The organism is Xenorhabdus griffiniae (genome assembly GCF_037265215.1).
Classification (GTDB): domain Bacteria; phylum Pseudomonadota; class Gammaproteobacteria; order Enterobacterales; family Enterobacteriaceae; genus Xenorhabdus; species Xenorhabdus griffiniae.
In genome coordinates this window covers 2734267-2755423 of the sequence record NZ_CP147737.1, presented here as the reverse complement: position 1 = coordinate 2755423, position 21157 = coordinate 2734267, and the positions used below count along the sequence as shown (strand labels likewise).

At 40.6% G+C, this 21157-nt stretch carries 16 protein-coding genes, 1 tRNA gene and 2 pseudogenes; 10 read left to right on the top strand and 9 right to left on the bottom strand.

Annotated elements, in window-relative coordinates:
• The first annotated feature begins 89 nt into the window (after nt 1-89).
• Nucleotides 90-812 carry an RNA polymerase sigma factor FliA gene (locus WDV75_RS12005; RefSeq protein ID WP_099116287.1) on the top strand — a complete coding sequence of 241 codons (723 nt, stop codon included), beginning with the start codon at nt 90-92 and terminating at the stop codon, nt 810-812.
• A gap of 53 nt (nt 813-865) precedes the next feature.
• Nucleotides 866-1378 carry a flagella biosynthesis regulatory protein FliZ gene (gene fliZ, locus WDV75_RS12000; protein WP_189760624.1) on the top strand — a complete coding sequence of 171 codons (513 nt, stop codon included), beginning with the start codon at nt 866-868 and terminating at the stop codon, nt 1376-1378.
• A gap of 444 nt (nt 1379-1822) precedes the next feature.
• On the opposite strand, the gene putA is transcribed toward fliZ, so the two are convergent.
• Nucleotides 1823-5803, bottom strand: coding sequence for a trifunctional transcriptional regulator/proline dehydrogenase/L-glutamate gamma-semialdehyde dehydrogenase (gene putA / locus WDV75_RS11995; protein WP_273557956.1), 3981 nt, complete (start codon nt 5801-5803; stop codon nt 1823-1825).
• Nucleotides 5804-6320: 517 nt separating this feature from the next.
• Between putA and putP the strand changes: the two genes are divergently transcribed.
• Nucleotides 6321-7805 carry a sodium/proline symporter PutP gene (putP, locus tag WDV75_RS11990; RefSeq protein ID WP_273557955.1) on the top strand — a complete coding sequence of 495 codons (1485 nt, stop codon included), beginning with the start codon at nt 6321-6323 and terminating at the stop codon, nt 7803-7805.
• 74 nt (nt 7806-7879) lie between these two features.
• On the opposite strand, the pseudogene WDV75_RS11985 reads toward putP, so the two are convergent.
• The 4 genes and pseudogenes from WDV75_RS11985 to WDV75_RS11975 form a co-directional block, all read right to left on the bottom strand.
• A pseudogene (locus WDV75_RS11985) lies at nt 7880-8329 on the bottom strand (IS1 family transposase); the annotation flags it as partial.
• Between the two features lie 472 nt (nt 8330-8801).
• Nucleotides 8802-8978, bottom strand: coding sequence for a hypothetical protein (locus WDV75_RS11980; RefSeq protein ID WP_273557954.1), 177 nt, complete (start codon nt 8976-8978; stop codon nt 8802-8804).
• A pseudogene (locus WDV75_RS22150) lies at nt 8966-9070 on the bottom strand (hypothetical protein); the annotation flags it as partial. The pseudogene WDV75_RS22150 and the gene WDV75_RS11980, both read right to left, overlap by 13 nt.
• A 323-nt stretch (nt 9071-9393) precedes the next feature.
• A tRNA-Lys gene (locus WDV75_RS11975) sits at nt 9394-9469 on the bottom strand.
• A 233-nt stretch (nt 9470-9702) separates the two neighbouring features.
• On the opposite strand from WDV75_RS11975, the gene cycA reads away from it, so the two are divergent.
• Nucleotides 9703-11109: a D-serine/D-alanine/glycine transporter gene (gene cycA, locus WDV75_RS11970; RefSeq protein ID WP_273557953.1), complete on the top strand. Its 1407-nt coding sequence runs from the start codon at nt 9703-9705 to the stop codon at nt 11107-11109.
• A 220-nt stretch (nt 11110-11329) separates the two neighbouring features.
• Here the strand turns inward: cycA and WDV75_RS11965 are convergent, their stop codons facing one another.
• On the bottom strand, nt 11330-11551 hold the full coding sequence (locus tag WDV75_RS11965) for a hypothetical protein (protein ID WP_273557951.1): 222 nt from the start codon (nt 11549-11551) through the stop codon (nt 11330-11332).
• 140 nt (nt 11552-11691) lie between these two features.
• On the opposite strand from WDV75_RS11965, the gene WDV75_RS11960 reads away from it, so the two are divergent.
• Nucleotides 11692-12195 carry a GNAT family N-acetyltransferase gene (locus WDV75_RS11960; protein ID WP_273557950.1) on the top strand — a complete coding sequence of 168 codons (504 nt, stop codon included), beginning with the start codon at nt 11692-11694 and terminating at the stop codon, nt 12193-12195.
• A 647-nt stretch (nt 12196-12842) separates the two neighbouring features.
• Here the strand turns inward: WDV75_RS11960 and WDV75_RS11955 are convergent.
• The 3 genes from WDV75_RS11955 to WDV75_RS11945 form a co-directional block, all read right to left on the bottom strand.
• The gene (locus tag WDV75_RS11955) at nt 12843-13859 is read right to left on the bottom strand and encodes a leucyl aminopeptidase (protein ID WP_338859872.1); all 1017 of its coding nucleotides are present in this window, start codon (nt 13857-13859) and stop codon (nt 12843-12845) included.
• A complete protein-coding gene (locus WDV75_RS11950; RefSeq protein WP_338802971.1) occupies nt 13860-14621 on the bottom strand; it encodes an IS5 family transposase in 762 nt (253 codons plus the stop codon).
• A gap of 559 nt (nt 14622-15180) precedes the next feature.
• Complete coding sequence (locus WDV75_RS11945) at nt 15181-16092, bottom strand: LysR family transcriptional regulator (protein WP_273571054.1); 912 nt, start codon at nt 16090-16092, stop codon at nt 15181-15183.
• Between the two features lie 124 nt (nt 16093-16216).
• Here WDV75_RS11945 and WDV75_RS11940 point away from each other — a divergent pair, with 124 nt between their 5' ends.
• The 5 genes from WDV75_RS11940 (at nt 16217) to uvrC (ending at nt 21150) form a co-directional block, all read left to right on the top strand.
• Entirely contained in the window at nt 16217-17143 is a 927-nt protein-coding gene (locus tag WDV75_RS11940; protein ID WP_273571053.1) for a DMT family transporter, read from the top strand.
• Nucleotides 17144-17186: 43 nt separating this feature from the next.
• On the top strand, nt 17187-17549 hold the full coding sequence (locus WDV75_RS11935) for a hypothetical protein (RefSeq protein ID WP_273571052.1): 363 nt from the start codon (nt 17187-17189) through the stop codon (nt 17547-17549).
• 343 nt (nt 17550-17892) lie between these two features.
• Complete coding sequence (locus WDV75_RS11930) at nt 17893-18294, top strand: GFA family protein (RefSeq protein ID WP_189760458.1); 402 nt, start codon at nt 17893-17895, stop codon at nt 18292-18294.
• Nucleotides 18295-18634: 340 nt separating this feature from the next.
• A complete protein-coding gene (gene uvrY / locus WDV75_RS11925) occupies nt 18635-19294 on the top strand; it encodes a UvrY/SirA/GacA family response regulator transcription factor (protein WP_273571051.1) in 660 nt (219 codons plus the stop codon).
• Nucleotides 19295-19317: 23 nt separating this feature from the next.
• Nucleotides 19318-21150, top strand: coding sequence for an excinuclease ABC subunit UvrC (uvrC, locus tag WDV75_RS11920; protein WP_273571050.1), 1833 nt, complete (start codon nt 19318-19320; stop codon nt 21148-21150).
• Nucleotides 21151-21157: the final 7 nt, after the last annotated feature.

Below are 21157 nucleotides of genomic sequence, written 5' to 3'. Positions count from 1 at the left end.
AAGTGCTTTTACTTCATTGTTCCAACGATTGTACCGATTAGGGGATTGGATAATGGTATCCAGTCTCTTATCCAAAGGTGTCTGTTGTTGTGAGCGATTTGTATACCGCCGAAGGCGTGATGGACAAAAATAGCCTCTGGAAGCGCTATGTACCACTAGTTCGCCATGAAGCATTGAGGCTACAGGTCAGATTGCCTGCCAACGTAGAACTCGATGACTTACTTCAGGCCGGTGGCATAGGCTTACTGAATGCAGTGGAGCGGTTTGATTCCATGCAGGGAACCGCCTTTACCACCTATGCGGTACAGCGCATCAGAGGTGCAATGTTGGATGAGTTGAGGAGCCGTGATTGGGCTCCGCGTAGTGTGCGGCGTAACGCACGTGAAGTCACGCAGACCATCCGTAAACTTGAGCAAGAGTTAGGCCGTCCAGCCAGTGAGCAGGAAGTTGCTAAAGAATTAAAGATTAATCTGATAGAATATCGGCAAATACTGTTAGACACGAATAACAGTCAACTGTTTTCTTATGACGAATGGCACGAAATTCACGGTGAAAGCTGTGAACCAGTGATTGAGGAGGAGCATGAGGCAAACCCTCTGCAACAATTACTGGAAGGTGATCTTCGTCAGCGGGTTATCGAGGTCATAGAATCGTTACCTGAACGGGAAAAGATGGTTCTTACGTTGTACTATCAGGAAGAACTGAATCTTAAAGAGATCGGCGCGGTGCTTAATGTGGGAGAATCCCGCGTAAGTCAGCTTCACAGCCAGGCAATAAAAAGGTTGAGGGCGCGCTTGAATCCAGAGAAGTAACTTTTTGCTTGTTTGTTTTTTTTGTTAAGACTATACACAGGGCTTTATCTCTTATGTCTATTACAACACAAAAGAAACGGCCTCTTAGCCGTTATATCAAAGATTATAAACACAGCCAGACTCATTGTCTGCACTGTCATAAAACCCTTGACCGTATTTCGCTGGTTTTTAACGGTCAGGTCATCAATAAAGAAGCGATTTCTGAGATGACTGAGTTGGTGGATGACAAAACCTGGAATGAATTGCAGGGTAAATTCGTGGCGTTGTGCCGCTTTTGTAGTGAAATTTATTGCAATAGCCAGACTGATTATTTCGACATTATGTCATTTAAACAGTATCTGTTTGAGCAAACGGAGATGAGTCACAGTACTGTGCGTGAGTATGTGGTTCGTTTAAGGCGTTTGGATGAATTGCTGACTTCAAGTAATTATCCGACCAGTGAATTTACCACAGAAAAAATTCAGGAAAAACTCAGCGAAAAATTATCCCAATCTGCTTTCAGCAATTACAATATTGCACTGCGTAAATATGAACAATATCTGAGTTGGCAACAGAACGGTCATTGATTAATTATACCGATAGATAATGTTGTCAAATTGAAACGATTTCAGAGGGGAATGCGTAGTAATCGCATTCCCCTCTATGTATTTATAATAAATCTTGCATTCATATAATAAGTGCAATTTTTAAGAATGGTAACCAATTGCTATTCCCCAATATTTCCCTGACTTATAATTTCATTATTTTTCCAGAACATCGAGACTATTTTGATTTAAAAAACAGCGGGGTCATGGCTGGATAGCCAAATCTCCGCTGGTTGCCATACCTGCATTTTTTCAGATTTACCAACGAAATATCTTCTCTGGATGATCTGCTGCACACAAATAACGTATTAATGAACCATCACTGAAAGTTTTCTACTCAGAAGCGGATTTTCCAGTGATGGCTTAAACAGAATTTGGGGTACTAAATAAATGCTCCAACAAAAAAATTACGCTACCCGAATGATATTAACCAATTGTCATCAAGCTCGCATTACCGCCTGCTGCCGCCGTATTAACACTTAATGAACGTTCATGCAGTAAGCGCTCTAGCAGCAAATTAGTTTCACCACGGGCAAAACCCTGGACGGAGATAATCGGCCCTTTACGTTGGGCAATCACTTCACATACTCGGCGCAATTGATCGCAATCGCCATGATAAATAACCGCTGCCATCGCTGTTTCTTCATGCTGCCAATCATTAACCCAATGGATATGTTGGTGAATTTCATTCGGTAACTGGCGTTGTAGCCCTTGATGCAGTTCATCTTTCTCCCAAAGAGCCTGACAACCGACAGAGAGTACTGCGGCTAATTGCACCAATGCATCCTGTTCGTTGTCTGCAAGGCAAAGAACATAACCACGTGGTAATAGGGTATAAGTATTACGCTCTCCGGTTGGTCCTGGTAATAAGCGTATTGTTCCACCTTGTGCCAGTAAACTGTATTCCTGAATCACCTGGGATAATGCTTCATTATTTTGTTCGGTTGCCCAATCTGCCAGTTTGTAGAAAGGCGTGTGCAGATCAACACGGGCTTTGGCATCAAGTTCATACTCTGTATCCTGTCGCTCCAGGGTTTGGCTGGCGGCATTGAGAGGGCGTTGTGACAGTAAGCGATACAAATACAGCGGCCCACCGGCTTTTGGCCCTGTGCCTGATAAACCTTCGCCACCAAATGGCTGCACGCCAACGACGGCACCAACCATATTGCGGTTGACATATATGTTGCCGACTTTTGCTTTGCCTGTGACTTGGGCGATGGTTTCATCGATACGAGTGTGGATCCCCAGCGTCAAGCCATAACCCGTAGCGTTGATCTGATCCAGCAGTTTATCCAACTCATTACGTTTAAAACGGACAACATGCAGGACTGGCCCGAAAATTTCTTTTTTCAATTCGTCGAAGCTTTCCAACTCGATAAGCGTTGGTTTGACGAAAGTGCCTTGTGACCACTCCTGGCTATCGGTGGCATTTTCATATGCCGCCTGATAAATCGTCCGACCTTTGCTACGCATGGTTTGGATATGACGTTCGATACCCGCTTTTGCTTCTGCATCAATGACAGGGCCAATATCTGTGAATAAGTGCTCAGTATTACCCATCCGGCATTCAGCCATCGCTCCTTTCAGCATAGCGATAGTCCTTTCAGCGACATCTTCCTGAACGCACAGGATACGCAAGGCTGAACAGCGCTGGCCTGCACTGTCAAAAGCAGAAGCAATGACATCGGTAACAACTTGCTCGGTCAAAGCGGAAGAATCGACGATCATGGCATTCAGACCACCGGTTTCTGCGATTAACGGTGTCGGGCGCCCTTGTGCATCAAGACGGCCAGCAATATTGCGTTGTAACAAGCTGGCAACTGCGGTAGAGCCGGTAAACATCACACCGCGTACACGTTCATCACCAACCAGCAGCGCTCCCACCGTTTCCCCTTGTCCGGGCAGTAGTTGCAGCACATCGCGAGGAATGCCCGCTTGGTGCAATATTTTTACCGCAACGGCGGCAATAAGTGGCGTTTGCTCTGCGGGTTTTGCCAGAACACTATTACCTGCTGCCAATGCAGCGGCAATTTGGCCGGTGAAAATTGCCAGCGGGAAGTTCCACGGGCTGATACACACAACAGGTCCCAGTGGGCGGTGGGTATCATTAGCGAAATCTTGGCGAACCTGACTCGCGTAATAATGGAGAAAATCTACGGCTTCGCGCACTTCGGCAATTGCATTGTTGAATGTTTTACCCGCTTCACGAACCAGAATACCGAGTAAAGATTGCAGGTCATTTTCCATCAACTCCGCTGCACGCACTAAAATTGCGGCCCGTTCTGAAGGGGGAGTGGCAAACCAAATTGCGCCGGCATCGGTAGCCACATCCAGCGCGTGGCTGACTTCTTGTTCAGTGGCTTCACGAACATAACCCACAATGTCGGCATTTATGGCGGGATTATTCACCGGCTTAGTTGCAGGCAGTTCTCCTGTCGGTTGGTAATCACCACCTAACAAGGGTTCGCTGTTCCACGTTTCTATTGAAGAACTGAGCAGGGCGCTGGAAAGAGAAGCTAAACGATGTTCATTGGAGAGATCTAATCCCAATGAATTAACACGGTTTTTGCCGTATAAATCACGTGGCAGAGGGATTTTGGGATGCGACAGGCCGATTTGCCCTTCGTTTTGGGCTAATTCCTGTACAATTTTTACCGGATCAGAGACCAGTTCATCAATCGGTAGTGACGTATCAGCAATGCGATTAACAAACGACGTATTAGCCCCATTTTCCAGCAAACGGCGCACCAAATAAGCCAGTAGTGTTTCGTGTGTGCCTACAGGAGCGTAAATACGGCATGGACGATTGAGTTTACCTTCTGAAATTTTGCCGACAACATGCTCATAAAGCGGCTCCCCCATGCCATGCAGACATTGGAATTCATATTGTCCCGGATAATAGTTTTGCCCGGCCAGGTGATAAATGGCGGATAAAGTATGTGCGTTATGGGTAGCAAATTGTGGATAGATCAGATTAGGGACAGCGAGCAGTTTGCGGGCACAGGCAAGGTAAGAAACGTCGGTATACACCTTACGGGTATAGACCGGATAATCTTCCAGACCATCGATTTGAGCACGTTTAATTTCACTATCCCAATAAGCCCCTTTCACCAGCCGGATCATCAATCTGTGACGACTGCGTTGTGCCAAATCAATAATGCTGTCAATGACGAAAGGACAGCGTTTCTGGTAAGCCTGAATGACAAAACCAATACCGTTCCAGCCTTCCAATTTTGGCTCGAAACACAATTTTTCCAGCAAATCGAGGGAAATTTCCAGACGATCGGCTTCCTCAGCATCAATATTGATACCGATATCGTATTGGCGAGCCTGTAAGGTTAGGGAAAGCAGACGAGGATAGAGTTCCTCAATAACACGTTCGTATTGAGCACGGCTGTAACGCGGGTGCAGGGCAGAAAGTTTGATGGAAATGCCTGGCCCCTCATAAATACCACGGCCATTTGATGCCTTGCCAATGGCGTGGATCGCTTGCTGATAGGAAACCATATAAGCTTGCGCATCTTCTTCGGTTAATGCGGCTTCGCCGAGCATGTCATAAGAATAACGGAAGCCTTTTTCCTCCAACTTGCGCGCATTAGCAAGAGCTTGGGCAATGGTTTCTCCCGTCACAAATTGCTCACCCATCAGGCGCATCGCCATATCCACACCCTTGCGTACCAGCGGCTCGCCGCTTTTGCTGATAATACGGTTTAAGGATTTGGATAACTTGGCTTCATTATGGGTGGACACCAGCTTACCAGTGAACAACAACCCCCACGTTGCCGCATTGACAAACATGGAGGGGCTTTGGCCTAAATGAGAGTGCCAGTTGCCGTTGCTGATTTTATCGCGGATCAAGGCATCACGGGTGGCTTTGTCGGGGATACGTAACAAGGCTTCGGCGAGGCACATCAATGCCACACCTTCTTGTGAAGAAAGTGAAAACTCTTGCAGTAATCCCTGAACCAAACCTGAGCGGCCAATACCCTGTTTTTGTTGACGCAGCTTTTCGGCAATAGAATAGGCGAGTTTATGAGCTGCCTTCGCTTGCTCCTCTGATAGCTGTGCGCGTTGCAGCAGCATAGGAACCGCTTGAGTTTCGGGGAGGCGATAGGCCGCAGTAATTGCAGAACGTTTCACCGATTGGGGCAAAATATGTTCGGCAAAATCCAGAAATGGTTGATAAGGCGCCTCAATCTGTGATTCTACTTCGGAAATCATTTCTTCTTTGTTATCCTGACCTGCTGATATTTCTGGGAGCTTTCCCTCATTCTCCAGACGTTCAAGATAATTAAAAATGGCTTGCTTAATTAGCCAGTGTGGTGTGCGTTCAATTCGTTGTGCTGCGGCTTTGATTCGATTACGCGTTGCTTCATCGAGCTTTACACCCATAGTGGTACTACCCATTTTCACTCCTTAATAGGTAAGACTATAACAAGTTACATAACAATATCTTTCATGTTGCAACTTTGTGCAACTTTGTTAAAAGCGGTTATTCTAAATTTGTGAAATTAATCGTGTTTTCATTATTTTTTCAGAGAAACTTATTATTGATTTTTATGTATATTATTGATATTTATTAACTTTATTTTTATCGTGCAAGTTTTTGGTATAACCAGTTATTCAATTTCAGGTACAACTTCTGGAGTGATAAATGTGATTTAGCAAACGTTTTTTATAAAAATGCAGTTAATTAGTTGTTAAAAATGTTTTAGCTAAATTAGGATAGAATGTAATTTTAGAATAATTACAAGCATAAATAGTACATATGAAAACTAATGGCATCTTCAGGTACAACTTGTTACAGCCTGGTAAAGAAGATGAGGTATCACTTAAAGGTACTTCAAGCATAGATGACATTATTTACGTAAATAACTCATTTGCAGAGACATAATTTATAAAAACACTATGGAGAAGAACCTGCATGACAGTAAATTCACCAATGCTCATTACCTTCATTATCTATATCGCAGGGATGTTGTTGATAGGTTTTGCGGCTTATCGTTCCACCAAGAATTTTGATGATTACATATTGGGTGGACGGAAATTAGGTAGTGTGGTAACCGCATTATCTGCTGGCGCTTCTGATATGAGTGGCTGGTTATTGATGGGATTGCCGGGGGTGATCTTTTTCTCTGGTATTTCAGAAAGTTGGATCGCATTGGGCTGTTTGCTGGGTGCATATTTGAACTGGCGTTGGGTAGCAGGCAGATTGCGTGTGCATACTGAGATAAATAATAACGCATTAACTTTACCAGACTATTTTACCCATCGTTTTGAAGACCGAAGTAAAATTCTGCGTATTATTTCCGCCCTGGTTATTCTGATTTTCTTCACCATTTATTGTGCATCGGGGGTTGTAGCTGGTGGATTATTGTTTGAAAACACGTTCGGCATCAGCTACGAAAAGGCTATCTGGCTAGGAGCATTGGCGACAATTGCCTATACCTTCCTCGGCGGCTTTTTGGCTGTGAGTTGGACGGATACAGTTCAGGCAACTTTGATGATTTTTGCCTTGATTTTGGTGCCGGTGCTGATCTTGCTTAAAGTGGGAGGTGTTGATACAGCAATCAATATCATTGAAGCCAAAGATCCGGCTTACTTGGATATGTTCAAGGGGCTGAATATCATTGCCATTATTTCCTTGTTGGGCTGGGGTTTCGGTTATTTTGGCCAACCGCATATTTTGGCACGTTTTATGGCGGCAGATTCCCACCAGACTATTCATAAGGCTCGCCGTATTAGTATGACGTGGATGCTGTTATGTTTAGGAGGAACCGTGGCAGTGGGTTTCTTTGGCATTGCGTATTTTGAATTATATCCAGGACAGGCTGCTGCTGTATCGCAAAACCGTGAGCGCATTTTTATAGAACTGGCTGTCATTTTGTTCAATCCATGGCTCACGGGTATATTGTTATCTGCTGTATTGGCTGCGGTTATGAGCACCTTAAGTTGTCAGCTATTGGTTTGTTCTAGTGCACTAACGGAAGATCTGTATAAAGCATTTATCCGTACCAAGGCTAGCCAGAAAGAATTGGTATGGGTGGGGCGTATGATGGTACTGCTGGTAGCAGCTATCGCAATTGTAATTGCAACTAACCCGAATAATAAGGTGCTAGCACTGGCGAGTAATGCCTGGGCAGGATTTGGTGCAGCATTTGGCCCTGTGGTACTGATGTCAGTGCTCTGGAAGCGTATGACTCGTAACGGTGCGCTGGCTGGTATGTTGGTAGGCGCTATCACTGTACTGGTTTGGATGGAGTACCGCTGGTTTTCCCTGTATGAAATTATTCCAGGCTTTATCTTCGCGACGATTGCTATTATTGTGGTGAGCTTACTAGGAAAAGCGCCAAGTCAGGCAACACAACAGCGTTTTGCTGATGCAGAAGCGCATTATAAGACCAAATAGCCCAATAAAATAAGAAAGCCTCTGATTATTCAGGGGCTAATTTGTTGGTCATGTATTCAATCCGTCGATTAGGGTTAAATATAATATTTTCGTTCAATGAAGGTACCAATGACTTTATCATGCATTGCAACTGACTTTGAGTAACCCAGTGCTTTTACAGTTCGAGTACGGAGAGTGAGATTTTCACGTTCAATACGTTGTGTAAAAGTTTTTCCGATGAGGTGTTTATTTACCGATAATATGTTGTAAGCACTGAAATTATCCGTACACCAAAAAACGACATTAAATCGGTATAATTTTTTCCGTGGTTTTTTCAAAGTATTCTGACTCCGACTATTAATGACCAGATTTCATCAACTTCACAGATATGCTGAATTTCCAGATTATCCAATGGGAGTGTGGTTACATCCCATGGGTTGAGTTTTTTAAACGCGGACGACGGCATTAATGCTGATATGCAATGTCCGTGCAGTATCACGGATACCTGAATTATTCAAGGTAAGGGCAACAACTTGTCCTTTTATAACTGACTTTCTCGAAAGCTCATATCAAAGTGATTGGATTCGACGTTTAAAAAATTGCGCTGTGAATGTACGGTGAAAACAAAAATGTCACCAGCCCGTGGGCGTTGGGTACGCGATGAGAACGGGTGGCAGCATGGGTTATTCCTGTAGCCACTCAGGGAATGGGTAAAGAAATATTGACTTTAGTTTCAGAGGCTAACTAATTGTTAAGCATTATTCACTTGTTGTTGGGTGAAAATAGGTTTAATAGGTTAATTGGTTTTTGTTGTTGTCAGTGAAATGGGGTGAGTAAAATGAAAAAGTTCATTATTCTTTGCCTGTTGGCAGGCTCTACTCTTTTAGCTTCAATACAGACGTATGCCATGACTTGCTCAATGTTTCCTCCAGCCAGTTCAGCATGGGCAAGCTGTTTAGCTCAGTGTACAAAAGTGCATCCAGGGGTGTGGAATTACGTATTGTGTTTATAATAAAATCAAGTAGGGTGGTAGTATTCCCGCCGTCCTCTCGTCATGATACTGTATTTAGCCCGCCATCCCAGCATCATTTGCTCTGAGGTGGCAATTAGAATGTCGTTGGTTGAGCCACGACACGAACCCAGCACATGATGCCCTTTTGGTAAATCAGTGCGACCTTCGTTCAACCAACGCATATCAATTTGGTAATTTCCGGTTTGTGTATCCGCGTGATACCACGACAGATAGTCCAGACTCCGCCAGCGTCCCGATACGCCGATAATCGGTTTCCCTCTTATGGCCTAGTCGCTATTTTGATCAGCGTGGGCAGCTTATTGAGCGGAAGGTTAGAAATAAACCAGAATAATAATTGTTCACTCATTGTTATTTATTTTGTGAAAAGCGTAATTTTTGAGATGAAGCCTTGAGGCTGAAATGGTACATCTACTAAGCCATTTTTAGAACTCATGGCTTTTTTGTTTTTATGTATTGATGATTTTATATACGAATTAAATTAACTCGTTATACTTTCTACTACTTCGAAAAGGTATCCTATCGGTATCCTTGAAAATAAAAAAGACTCACGATATTAACGCAAGTCCTTGATAATGTTGGTGGGTCGTGGGAGGCTCGAACTCCCGACCAATTGATTAAGAGTCAACGGCTCTACCAACTGAGCTAACGACCCATCAAGATTAATTATTCTCCAATGCCAACTTGGCGTCAATGGACTATATCCATTTTTTTACTAATTGAATGAAATACGCACAGTAAACGCTTAACAAATCGGTTTAATTATAACCATTCTGTTTTTCATGTGAAATCCTTCTGTTAATAGCGCGGTTGTCTATGTCAAAATGTTCTATTAAACACAGCTTGAGGGTATTAAGGCCATGCTGTGAGAATAAATTGGATACAACTATGGAAGAAAAAATACAACCCACTCACACTACTGAAACTGGAAGTTCGCACTTGCAGCGAAGTCTTACCAACCGACATATACAGTTAATTGCAATTGGTGGTGCCATCGGTACTGGTCTGTTTATGGGATCAGGCAAAACTATCTCTCTTGCTGGGCCATCGATTATTTTTGTTTATATGATCATAGGCTTTATGCTGTTTTTTGTTATGCGGGCAATGGGAGAGTTATTACTTTCTAATTTGCACTATAAGTCGTTTAGCGATTTCTCCGCAGATTTACTAGGGCCGTGGGCCGGTTTTTTTGTCGGCTGGACTTATTGGTTCTGCTGGGTAATTACTGGTATAGCCGATATTGTTGCCATCACTGCTTATGTTGGATATTGGGTACCTGGTTTTCCAGAATGGGGAACTTCGCTTTTGTGTGTTCTGGTATTGCTAACTCTGAATCTCGCGACAGTTAAGCTGTTTGGTGAACTGGAGTTTTGGTTTGCCATGATCAAAATTATTGCCATTATTGCCTTGATTGTGACAGGAGGCATTTTGGTTGGCATCAATTTTAAATCACCAGCAGGACATGTTGCAGCACTTTCTAATGTCTGGAATGATGGTGGTATGTTCCCTATGGGGTTAAGCGGATTTTTTGCCGGGTTCCAGATCGCGATATTTGCTTTTGTTGGTATTGAGTTGGTGGGAACTGCCGCAGCAGAAACTAAAAACCCAATGAAATCTTTACCAAAAGCGATCAATGCTATTCCTATCCGTATTATCACGTTTTATGTATTGGCTTTGATTGTCATTATGTCAGTCACACCGTGGCGAGCTGTTAGCGCGGATAAAAGTCCTTTTGTGGAATTGTTCGTTTTGATCGGATTACCCGCTGCTGCCAGCATCGTTAACTTTGTGGTTTTGACTTCTGCGGCATCTTCGGCAAATAGTGGGGTTTTCTCCACTAGCAGGATGTTGTTCGGTCTGGCGAAAGAAGGAGATGCACCAAAGCAGTTTAGCCGTCTTTCCCGCCGTTCGGTTCCGGCATCAGGGTTGGTCTTTACTTGTCTATGTCTCTCATTTGGAGTCATTTTGATCTATTTTATCCCCGATGTGATGCGGGTTTTTACTCTAGTGACAACCGTTTCTGCGATCCTGTTTATGTTTATTTGGAGCATGATCTTGTGTTCCTATCTGGTTTATAGAAAGCGTCGCCCAGAATTACACCAGGCTTCGGTGTATAAAATGCCATTTGGTATTGTCATGTCTTGGGTATGCTTGGTTTTCTTTGCTTTTGTTTTGGTATTGCTTTCTTTGCAGCCAGATACTCGCCTGGCGTTATTAGCCACACCAATCTGGTTTATTATTTTAATGATCGGGTTTCAGATTGTGAAAAAGCGTAAAATTCGCCTTGCTCATTGAGCAAAAGAAGAATCCTGCTGATTAATCTGGATGGCCCAAATATTGGGCCATTTTTTCTCTTAAACAGGTATGATCGTACCTTGATGGAATCTAAGCTGCCATTTACCAGTTGAAGATAATTGCCAAATTGATGAACGAAGTGCTTGATTGAAAAGGTTGCCAGTTAGATCCATTTCGTAAGATTGATAAGTTAATAATACAATATTTTTATCAAGAAGGTTTATAGAAAAGTTTTTTGAGAAAAGCTGAAAATTAGTTTTTTTTCTGTAGTTAATGCATCAAACACATCTTTTTTAGTATAAACATAACCTGACTTACTAATTTCTAGAAAATTATCGTGTAATACTATATTTAACCAATCGGCATTATTTCTCTTTTTACCGTGAAGGCTTACTTCAAAATTTTTGAGTAATTCAAAAATAGCTACATTTTCCTGAATCATATGAACTCCAAAAAATAAATGGGTATGAAATAACTTCAGTAGAAGGTTGAATTATTACTTTAAGTAAACATTTAATATGCTATTTACATTTGTTTTTTTATCAGGTAGTTATAAAGAGAACAAGTTAAAAAGAGGTGTGTATGGAAATTATAATAAGGGCAACTGAGCCTGAGGATGCTGAGCATTATCAACGAATTTTTGGCCATCCTGATGTTTACTTCAATACATTACAACGCCCATGTCCTTCGCATGAAATGTGGTGTGAACGTTTAAAATTAAATAAAACACAAGGGCATATTGATTTTGTGGCTGAAATAGATGGCAAAGTTGTGGGTACAATAGCGTTATTTACCTATGCTAATCCGAGACGTAGACACGCCGTGGCGATTGGTATCGGTGTTGATGCGGCTTATTTTGGTAAAGGTGTTGGTTCAAAGTTGATGGCTTTTATTATTGACTATGCATTCAACTGGTTAGGCTGCATCATAATTGAACTTGAAGTTTTTACTGATAATGAAAAAGCGATTGCTCTGTATAAAAAATTTGGTTTTGAAGCCGAAGGTATACGGCGTATGCAGTCGTTTAGAAATGGTCAATATTGTGATGTGATGGGGATGGCTTTAATCAATAGTCGATTTGCATGATGCTTTTAGAGGGTATAGGAGTAAATAATAAATTAACCTTTGGCAAAAGGAATTTTGCAAAAAACTTGAAATATGAAAATGAAGAAGTATTTCTCCGTTTTATATATACATTAAACTTCAAGTTGCAATTTACAACACTTTATGAAACGTGATTTCTCCCCGCGAAGCGGGGAGAAATCACACGCATCTTGAAGTTAGATTGGTATAATCATTAATATACTAATGCGAAGAATATATATTCTTTTAAATGGGCCACATGGCTGTTCCAACGGGAACAACGGCTTTTTCTTGCATAATTTCAACAGCTTCTTCAAAAGTTTCTTCTTCAAACCATTCGTTTAATTCGATAGTGGTATTTTCCATATTAACCTCAACTTTACTAAGTTTATGATGATTAAACTGTATGATAAATAATTTATCTATGATATGTTGCAGATAACAATATTGTATGATAGTGAATGAAAATGGATTGTAAATAAATATATTGTAAAAAAACAAAAATTATTTTGTCTGGTATAATGGTACGATTATATTAGTTTTTCATAAAAATTTGCTGTTTAGTTGATTTTTTAAACTTTGAAGTGGTTGTATTATTTTCTTGATTAGCAACCATATATCAAATTGAATTTTATGAATGTATCGTTAATCTAAATATTAAATAATTTATTATGAAAAAAGTTTTTCTTATCAAAGAATAGTTTTCCGCCTTCAAAAATAAGATCCAAATGGTGGCTACCCATCGCACCGCCACCTAATCCAAGATGCAGGCCAGGGTGCCGTTCTTCAAAACCAGCATTTAAACCGTACAGCCTTTTAACGCCATAGTTTGTCCCAATACCAAATTCTTCAATCACACTATTGCTTGGATTTGCGGATAGATATTTGTCAAAATCTTGGGAGAAAATAGGATCTCGGCATGTAAAGTCAATGATCTGGCTATTTTTTACTTTTATTTTGAAAAAATCTTTTACAACTCCATATTTAATAGCAAAAGGGATAGTACTGAGAAAAGTACCACTAAAAGTAATACATCCTTCTAGATTGTGTAGTTTTGTTGCTATTTCACCAGGAGTGATATCATAACTATTTTTACCGTCTATTGATGTCCATGATTGTTTTTCGTTAATCGTTGCGGTCAGAATGCTATCATGTTCTTGTTCAAAGATAATTTGTTTACTTACCATGGCAAGATTTATGATTGATTGGTTTCTATTACTTATTATTTCTATTTGCTCAGAGAAAGCTTCATAAAAATGCTCACCATAATCCTTGAAGATAATTGATTTTCGCCAATTTTCTTGCATAACTTTCCTTATGGGGGACAAAAACTGAGGCCCTGATGATGTAAAAGGTTTTAATGTTGATGAAAGATAAAGAAACATGAAAACATCACATTTTTCAATTTGTTCAATTAATATTGATGAAGGAGTAGAATCGAGAGGCAGTAAGCAAGTTTCCAGCAAAGGGAATTCTGTCGAGGCACTTGAAATATTTTCAATAATATTTTTATGTCTCTCATCCCATCCAATTAATAAGTTAATAACCTCGCTATTTTCTCTCTTTTTATTGACTGAAGGGTGATGAAACAAGTTAGAAAACATGTTTTTTATGCTTTTGTTTTTTTCATCAATGATTAGGGGCTGTTGACGTTTTGAGTTCACCATTTACTCAACCCACATCGGTAACCATATAATGACAAACGCCAGTGCCAACATACTGGCGTAATTTCGCGCCAATTTATCGTATCTTGTCGCAATAGCTCGAAAATGTTTTATTCTGGCAAACGCATTTTCGACCAAATGCCGATAACAGTATAAAACTTCATCAATACTTTTATCGGGTTTTCGGCTATTTTTTCGATAGGGAATGACCGTTTTTGAACCTTGTTTTTCAACGAAATCTCTGAAAGTACCGCTATCGTAACCTTTATCCGCGATCACAAAATCGGATGCGGGTGAATGGGTGACCAAACTTTCTGCATGTACAATGTCGTGCGTTTGACCCCCTGACAGCTCAAAATGGACAGGCAAACCATAACTGTCTACGGCCAAATGAATTTTAGTCGAACGTCCACCTCGACTTTTACCGATGGCTTCATCTTCTGTTGAAGCTGCCCCTGAGCTATGTTGATGAGCGCGGATAATACTCCCATCAATGAATAACCATTCGGTGTCTGTATTTTCAGATAACAATTTGAATAATAATTCAAAAACACCTTTCTTTGACCAGGCGTTAAAGCGCTTAAAAAGCGTATTCCATTTGCCAAATTCATCGGGTAAATCCCGCCACGGACATCCCGTTCTCATTCGATAAAGGATCCCTTCGAAAGTCAGGTAATGCGCGTCTTTGTGGTAAATACATCCATGTTGTTGCATTAATACAGCTAGCGTATTCCATAAAGATTTTGATAACATTGTTCTTGGCATGATGAGCTGGGGTAATGGTTTTTTCGCGAAGACAATGATACCAGATCATCATGCTGTTCAAACTTCCCTCCACGAAACGTCAACACGCCCTAACATAGTAACCTCATGATTAAAAAAGATAAAGTATTTCCCCGTTTTTCTATATATGAGTATGGCGATATATTAATGATAATAAAGAATATATACCAATTTTAGAGAAATCACTTAGTTGCTCCAATAGTGGAAATAGCGTCTTACTGAATTATGTTTTAACAAATTTTTAAGTTTATTCTTTAATAAATTGGTTCAATGAGATAATGATGCTGCAATACACAATATCACAACAACATCATAACGTGAATAAATGAATTGTAAATAATATGTATGTAAGATCGGATAAAAATTATTTTTTATCCGAATATCATCGGATGGGAAAGATTTATTCATCTTTAACATCTTAATATAAGCTTAAACGGAAGCCTGGCCGATAATAATTGATTAGACAGAAGTCCAGATTAAAATTAGATGGCTATCTTATCGCTTATCCAATCAAGTGTGCCGCTGTTGGTTATGCGGAATGTTATAGTATGCCCGATTGGTGTGACCGTCCTGACAGTTTATCCTGATTTTGAAAAACTATATCTGCTAAAAAATCTGCCACTTTCCGGATCCTGGGAGAATGGGCCAAATCAGATTGAATAACAAGCCAGATGGGTTTATCTATGCCTAAATCAGGCGAAATACACGTAAGCCCAGCGTTATTGGCTGCAATATGAGGCAGCACGGCTAATCCCAGGCCCGCAGTTGCTGCTGCAATTTGAGAACAAATCGAAGTTGTTGCGACTGAAAGAGAACGCCCTTGTAAGGTTTGCTTAAGCCAGTTAACGGAAGGAAGTTGTGAGTATTCACTTGTCCAGCCAATAAAATGAGCGTCGTTGTATTCACCTCTAAATATATCGGAAGTGCAGGTGGCTAAATAGGCTTCGCTTCCATAAAGGCCAAACCCCAGCATTCCTAGTTGTCGGACATTGACATGGCCTTGCTCCGGTCTGATGATACGAAGTGCTAAATCAGCATCACGACGGTGAAGGTTTACTGTGTAATTATCCGTTGTGATTTCTAATGTCAGATTTGGATGATTTTTTTGTAAGGTCGGCAAGTTTGGCATAATTAAATAATTGGAGAGTGTTTCAAGTGTTGCAAGGCGTATATTGCCGGCAATAGTTGCTCGTAGATCGGCTTCAAACAGAAATGAATTTGCTGTCATTTCCATGGCTTTGGCTTTTTCCAACAGTTCTGCGCCATCTTCTGTTAGTTGATAACCTGTTTGATGCCGCAAAAATAATGGCATTCCGAAAGTATTTTCCAGGCGTTCTATTTTTCTCGATACCGTTGCCACACCAATACCAAGAAGCTCAGCCGCTTTACTGATAGTTCCTGCTCGCGCTATTGCCAAGAATATTCGAATATCGTCCCAAATAAGTGATTGCACGATTTATTTTCCGTTTCTGAAAATTTGATTACCAATTTTGCCTAAATATTTCAATTTTAAAAGATGCCACAATGATTTTACCAAGAATTATTTTATTTAAGATTAATCAAGATAGGTAATGAATATGAAAACAACTCCACAGTTAGCGATAGTGCTAACGCTAATTGCAACATTCTTTTGGGGATCCAATTTTCAGGTAACAAAATTTGCACTGACGAGTTTGCCACCGTGGACAGCTTCTGTTGAGCGTTTTTTCTATGCAGTTATCGGTATTTTTATTTTTTTTGCATGGAAAGAGGGGATTCACGGTAAAGTTTTGAAGCAAAACTGGTGGGCATTTATTGTTCTTGGGGCGATTGGTGTGGCGGGATTTAATGGGGCATTTTTTGTTGGTCTCCAAAGTTCCAACCCCGTCACGGCAGCTTTGATTGTGGCAACGACGCCTATCTCTGCCAACATTCTGGAAGCGATTATAAATCGTCGGTTACCTGGATTGATGAGAGTTATTGGTATGGCAATCAGTTTGTTGGGAGTTACTTTAGTTATTACCAACGGTGAATTGATGTTGGGCGGTGTCTCTCAGATAGTAGCCGGCGATATAATCATTTTTATGGGAAGTCTCGGTTGGTCAATTTACACAGTGGGAATACGGGTATTTGTCAAAGATGCGACGCCTTTGGCGACTACGAGCTGGACAATACTTTTTGGTGCGATCATATTAGTGTTTATTGCGATTTTTGTGGAATCGCCAATAGCTGCATTATCTTCAGGAACATTTGAAAGCCATTTGGCCTGTTTCTATATAGGTATTGGTGGTTCTACTATTGCCTATCTTTTTTGGAATATGGGAGTTGCTATTCGTGGAGCAGGAAAAACGGCAATATTTTTTAACTTGGTTCCCATGTTTGCACTTATGATACAGCTAATAATGGGAAATATCCCCAGCTTGCCACAGATAATTGGCGTTGTTGTCACTATTGTAGGAGTGCTCTTGGGGCAGGGAATATTGAGTAATGTTCGGCTCATGAACGTTGATAAAAATAAAAACTAACATACAATCACCATGGTAACTAATTTATTAGTGGAGATCTGATATGGAAAAATTTACTGATAAATTAATTAGCTTTGACCGATTTCTTTTACGGATACTGCGCTTTCTTTTACATGCATTCATTATCTTTCTGATCGGTATTATTCCTGGTGTCCTGGGTTTTTTCTTGATTGAAAGTCATGCTATTTCTGATGCAATACTAAATTCAGTTTCAATGATTGGAACACAAAACTTGCATATTGAACCCGTCAGTACACTGGGAAAATATTTTGCTGCCATTTATGGACTATTCCTTCAGGCTATCTTTTTTATCGCAGTGGGAATGGTGGTGACGCCTTTTGTCCACCGAATACTGCACAGCTGGCACATTGATGATGAAGAAGATAACGAAGATGTGAAAAAATAAATAACTTATTTTCCCGCTAGCTATCAAACCATAATTTGAAATTTCCAGAATTTATTTGTATGGCTAAAAATTAGAGATTTATTGTCGTGAATAGGGTATTTTTGATGAAATATAGTGGTAGATTTATGCGATCTGAGATATAAAAATTTCCCCGCAAAGCGGGGAGAAATCAGGTGTCATAAATAGTGTTTCAAAATGATAGGAGTATTCCTTACCCCGCGCGCCGCGCGGGGTAAGGAACTCCAACATCTGATACTCTCAGTATTATGAAAACCTATTTATAATGTTGTAAATTACAACTTGAAGTTTAATGCGTATAAACTTATTAACAGAGAGTTAAGTGATGAATAAAGGTCATTGTTTATGCGGTGCGGTGAGTGTGAAAACCAATCAACGCATTGAAGATATTAACGTATGCCACTGTGAAACGTGTCAAAAATGGAATGGAGGTCCATTTTTATCTGTGGACTGTAAGGATGATCTAAAAATAGAGGGAGCTGAAAATATTTCAACATATCCGTCATCAGAATGGGCAGAACGCGCTTTTTGTAACAGATGCGGAACACACCTTTTTTACCACTTGCATCAGCCAAGTGCTTATTATGTCCCAGTTGCTTTGTTTGAGAATAGTCATTCAGGTAAATTAGTTCGCCAAATTTATGTGGACAGTAAGCCAGCATATTATAACTTTGTTGAAAAAACCTCTATGCTGACTAAAGCAGACGTCCTTAATTTATTTAAATGATCATTGCAATATGGGGGAGGTATCACCCCATATTTTTTTGGATTAAAATGGATTGCTATAAATAATATAGAGATATGTTATTAACAAAATATCAAGTGAAATCAATTGGCTATATGTTTATTTCATTTCATTGACATGTGACAATTTTCTTTCTGTTTTGCCCTAATGTTAGTATAATCCGTTATCTCATCCAAAAGGTTTCTCTCTCACTCGAGAGAGGATGTTATTTTTTGTCAATTTATCTTATGAAAATCATAAAGATAAACTCAGCGTGTCCATTTTGTTTTGGAGTTTATTAATTTTATCATTATTGTGGATATTATGTTAGTGGAGATGTTGTTTGATTAATGTTTTATTAGTTGATGACCATGAACTGGTGCGCATTGGTGTGAAAGGCGTCCTTGATGATATAAAAGGGATAAAAGTCGTAGGAGAAGCCAGTAATGGAGAAGATGCGGTCAGATGGTGTAGATCAAACAGCACGGATATTGTCATGATGGATATGGGAATGCCCGGTATAGGAGGGTTGGAGGCGGCTAAAAAAATCATCCGTTATTCACCTGATACACGAGTGATTATGCTGACTATTCATACTGAAAGTTCTTTGCCCACAAAAGTGATGCAAGCAGGGGTTAGGGGATATTTGAGCAAGGCTGCCGCTCCTCAGGATATGATCAATGCAATTCGGACTGTTTATGCAGGCCAGCGTTACATTTCACCAGATATTGCCCAGCAGATGGCACTCAACCAACTATCACCTGCAAAAGAAAATCCGTTGGATGAACTTTCGGAGCGGGAATTGCAGATCATGACAATGATAACTCAGGGGCGCAAAGTTAATGAGATTTCTGAGTTGCTTAATCTGAGTCCAAAAACAGTGAATAGTTACCGTTATAGGATGTTCAGTAAACTAAATATCAAAGGTGATGTAGAATTGACCCATATGGCAATACGCTGTGGATTGCTTGATGCGCAGAATATAGTAACTCACGGTGGGTAATAAGATTTGATGGGTGATCAGTCATGGCGGAACTATTTAATTCAAAGGCATTTTTAAAAACAGTTACCAGTCAGCCGGGTGTCTACCGCATGTATGATATCACTGGCACAGTGATCTATGTTGGTAAAGCTAAGGATCTAAAAAAACGCTTATCTAGCTATTTTAGGGTACAAGTTAGTAGCCGTAAAACAGAGTCATTAGTGAAAAATATCGTCCAGATAGACGTTACCGTTACCCACACAGAGACAGAGGCGCTTCTGCTTGAACATAACTACATCAAGTTGTATCAGCCTCGCTATAATGTATTACTAAGAGATGATAAATCTTATCCTTATATTTTCTTGAGTAGTGATATCCACCCTCGTTTAACCTTATATCGTGGCGCCAGACATACGAAAGGAGAATACTTCGGCCCATTCCCCAACTCTCATGCAATACGCGATACTTTGGCTTTATTGCAGAAACTATTTCCTATTCGCCAATGTGAAGACAATGTGTACCGCAATCGTTCAAGACCTTGTTTGCAATATCAGATTGGGCGCTGTTTGGCCCCTTGTGTTAAGGGGGTTGTAACAGATGAAGAATATCAGCAGCAAGTTGAATACGTCCGCTTGTTTTTGGCAGGGAAAGATCAGCAAGTATTGGATGAGCTGGTTGCAAAAATGGAAAAAGCGAGTCAACAGCTTAAATTTGAAGAGGCTGCTCGTTATCGCGATCAGATCCAAGCAGTACGGCAAGTTACGGAACGACAATTTGTTTCCGGAGAAGGCGATGATCTTGATGTTATTAGTGTCGCTTTTGAGGCAGGAATGGCCTGTGTCCATGTCTTATTTATCCGCCAGGGTAAGATATTAGGTAGCCGAAGTTATTATCCCAAAATTCCAGCTGATACGAAATTAGATGAAGTAGTGCAAACTTTCCTTGGTCAATTCTATCTCCAAGGAAGCCAAAACAGGACGTTGCCAATAGAAATTTTGTTGGATTTTGCATTACCTGAGAAAGCACTATTGGAAAAATCACTTGCTGAAATATCGGGCAGAAAAATCTATATCCAGGCACGGCCAAGAGGTGATAGAGCGCGCTATTTAAAATTAGCACGCACTAATGCCGCTACAGCTTTGATGACCAAACTCTCCCAACAATCGACAATTCATCAGAGATTAGCGTCATTGGCTACATTTGTTGGATCTGAAAAAATCCACCGTATGGAGTGTTTTGACATCAGTCACACGATGGGAGAACAAACTGTCGCATCATGTGTCGTTTTTGATGCTAATGGTCCGGTTCGTGCAGAATACCGACGCTATAATATTACAGGTATTACTCCAGGGGATGATTATGCTGCGATGAATCAAGTTTTGCGTCGTCGATATAGCAAAGCTATCGATCAGACAAAAATCCCGGATATTATTTTTATTGACGGTGGAAAAGGGCAGCTTGCGCGTGCGATTGAAGTTTTCGATTCTTTGGAGGTTGAATGGAATAAAAAGTATCCGAAGCTAATTGGCGTTGCGAAAGGCAGTGATCGTAAGGCTGGGTTAGAAACCCTATTTTTTGAAGCGGAAGGAGAAGGGATCGCACTTCCTCCGGATTCACCTGCATTACACGTTATTCAGCATATTCGTGATGAATCTCACAACCATGCCATTACAGGGCATCGTCAGCGTCGGGAAAAAGTGAAAAAGACCAGTACATTGGAGTCGATTGATGGTATTGGGCCAAAACGTAGACAAATGTTACTTAAATATATGGGTGGATTACAGCCTTTACGCAATGCAAGTGTAGAAGAGATCGCAAAAGTGCCTTCTATTTCTTATGCACTGGCAGAAAAAATCTATAATGCGTTGAAACACTAGAAGTATT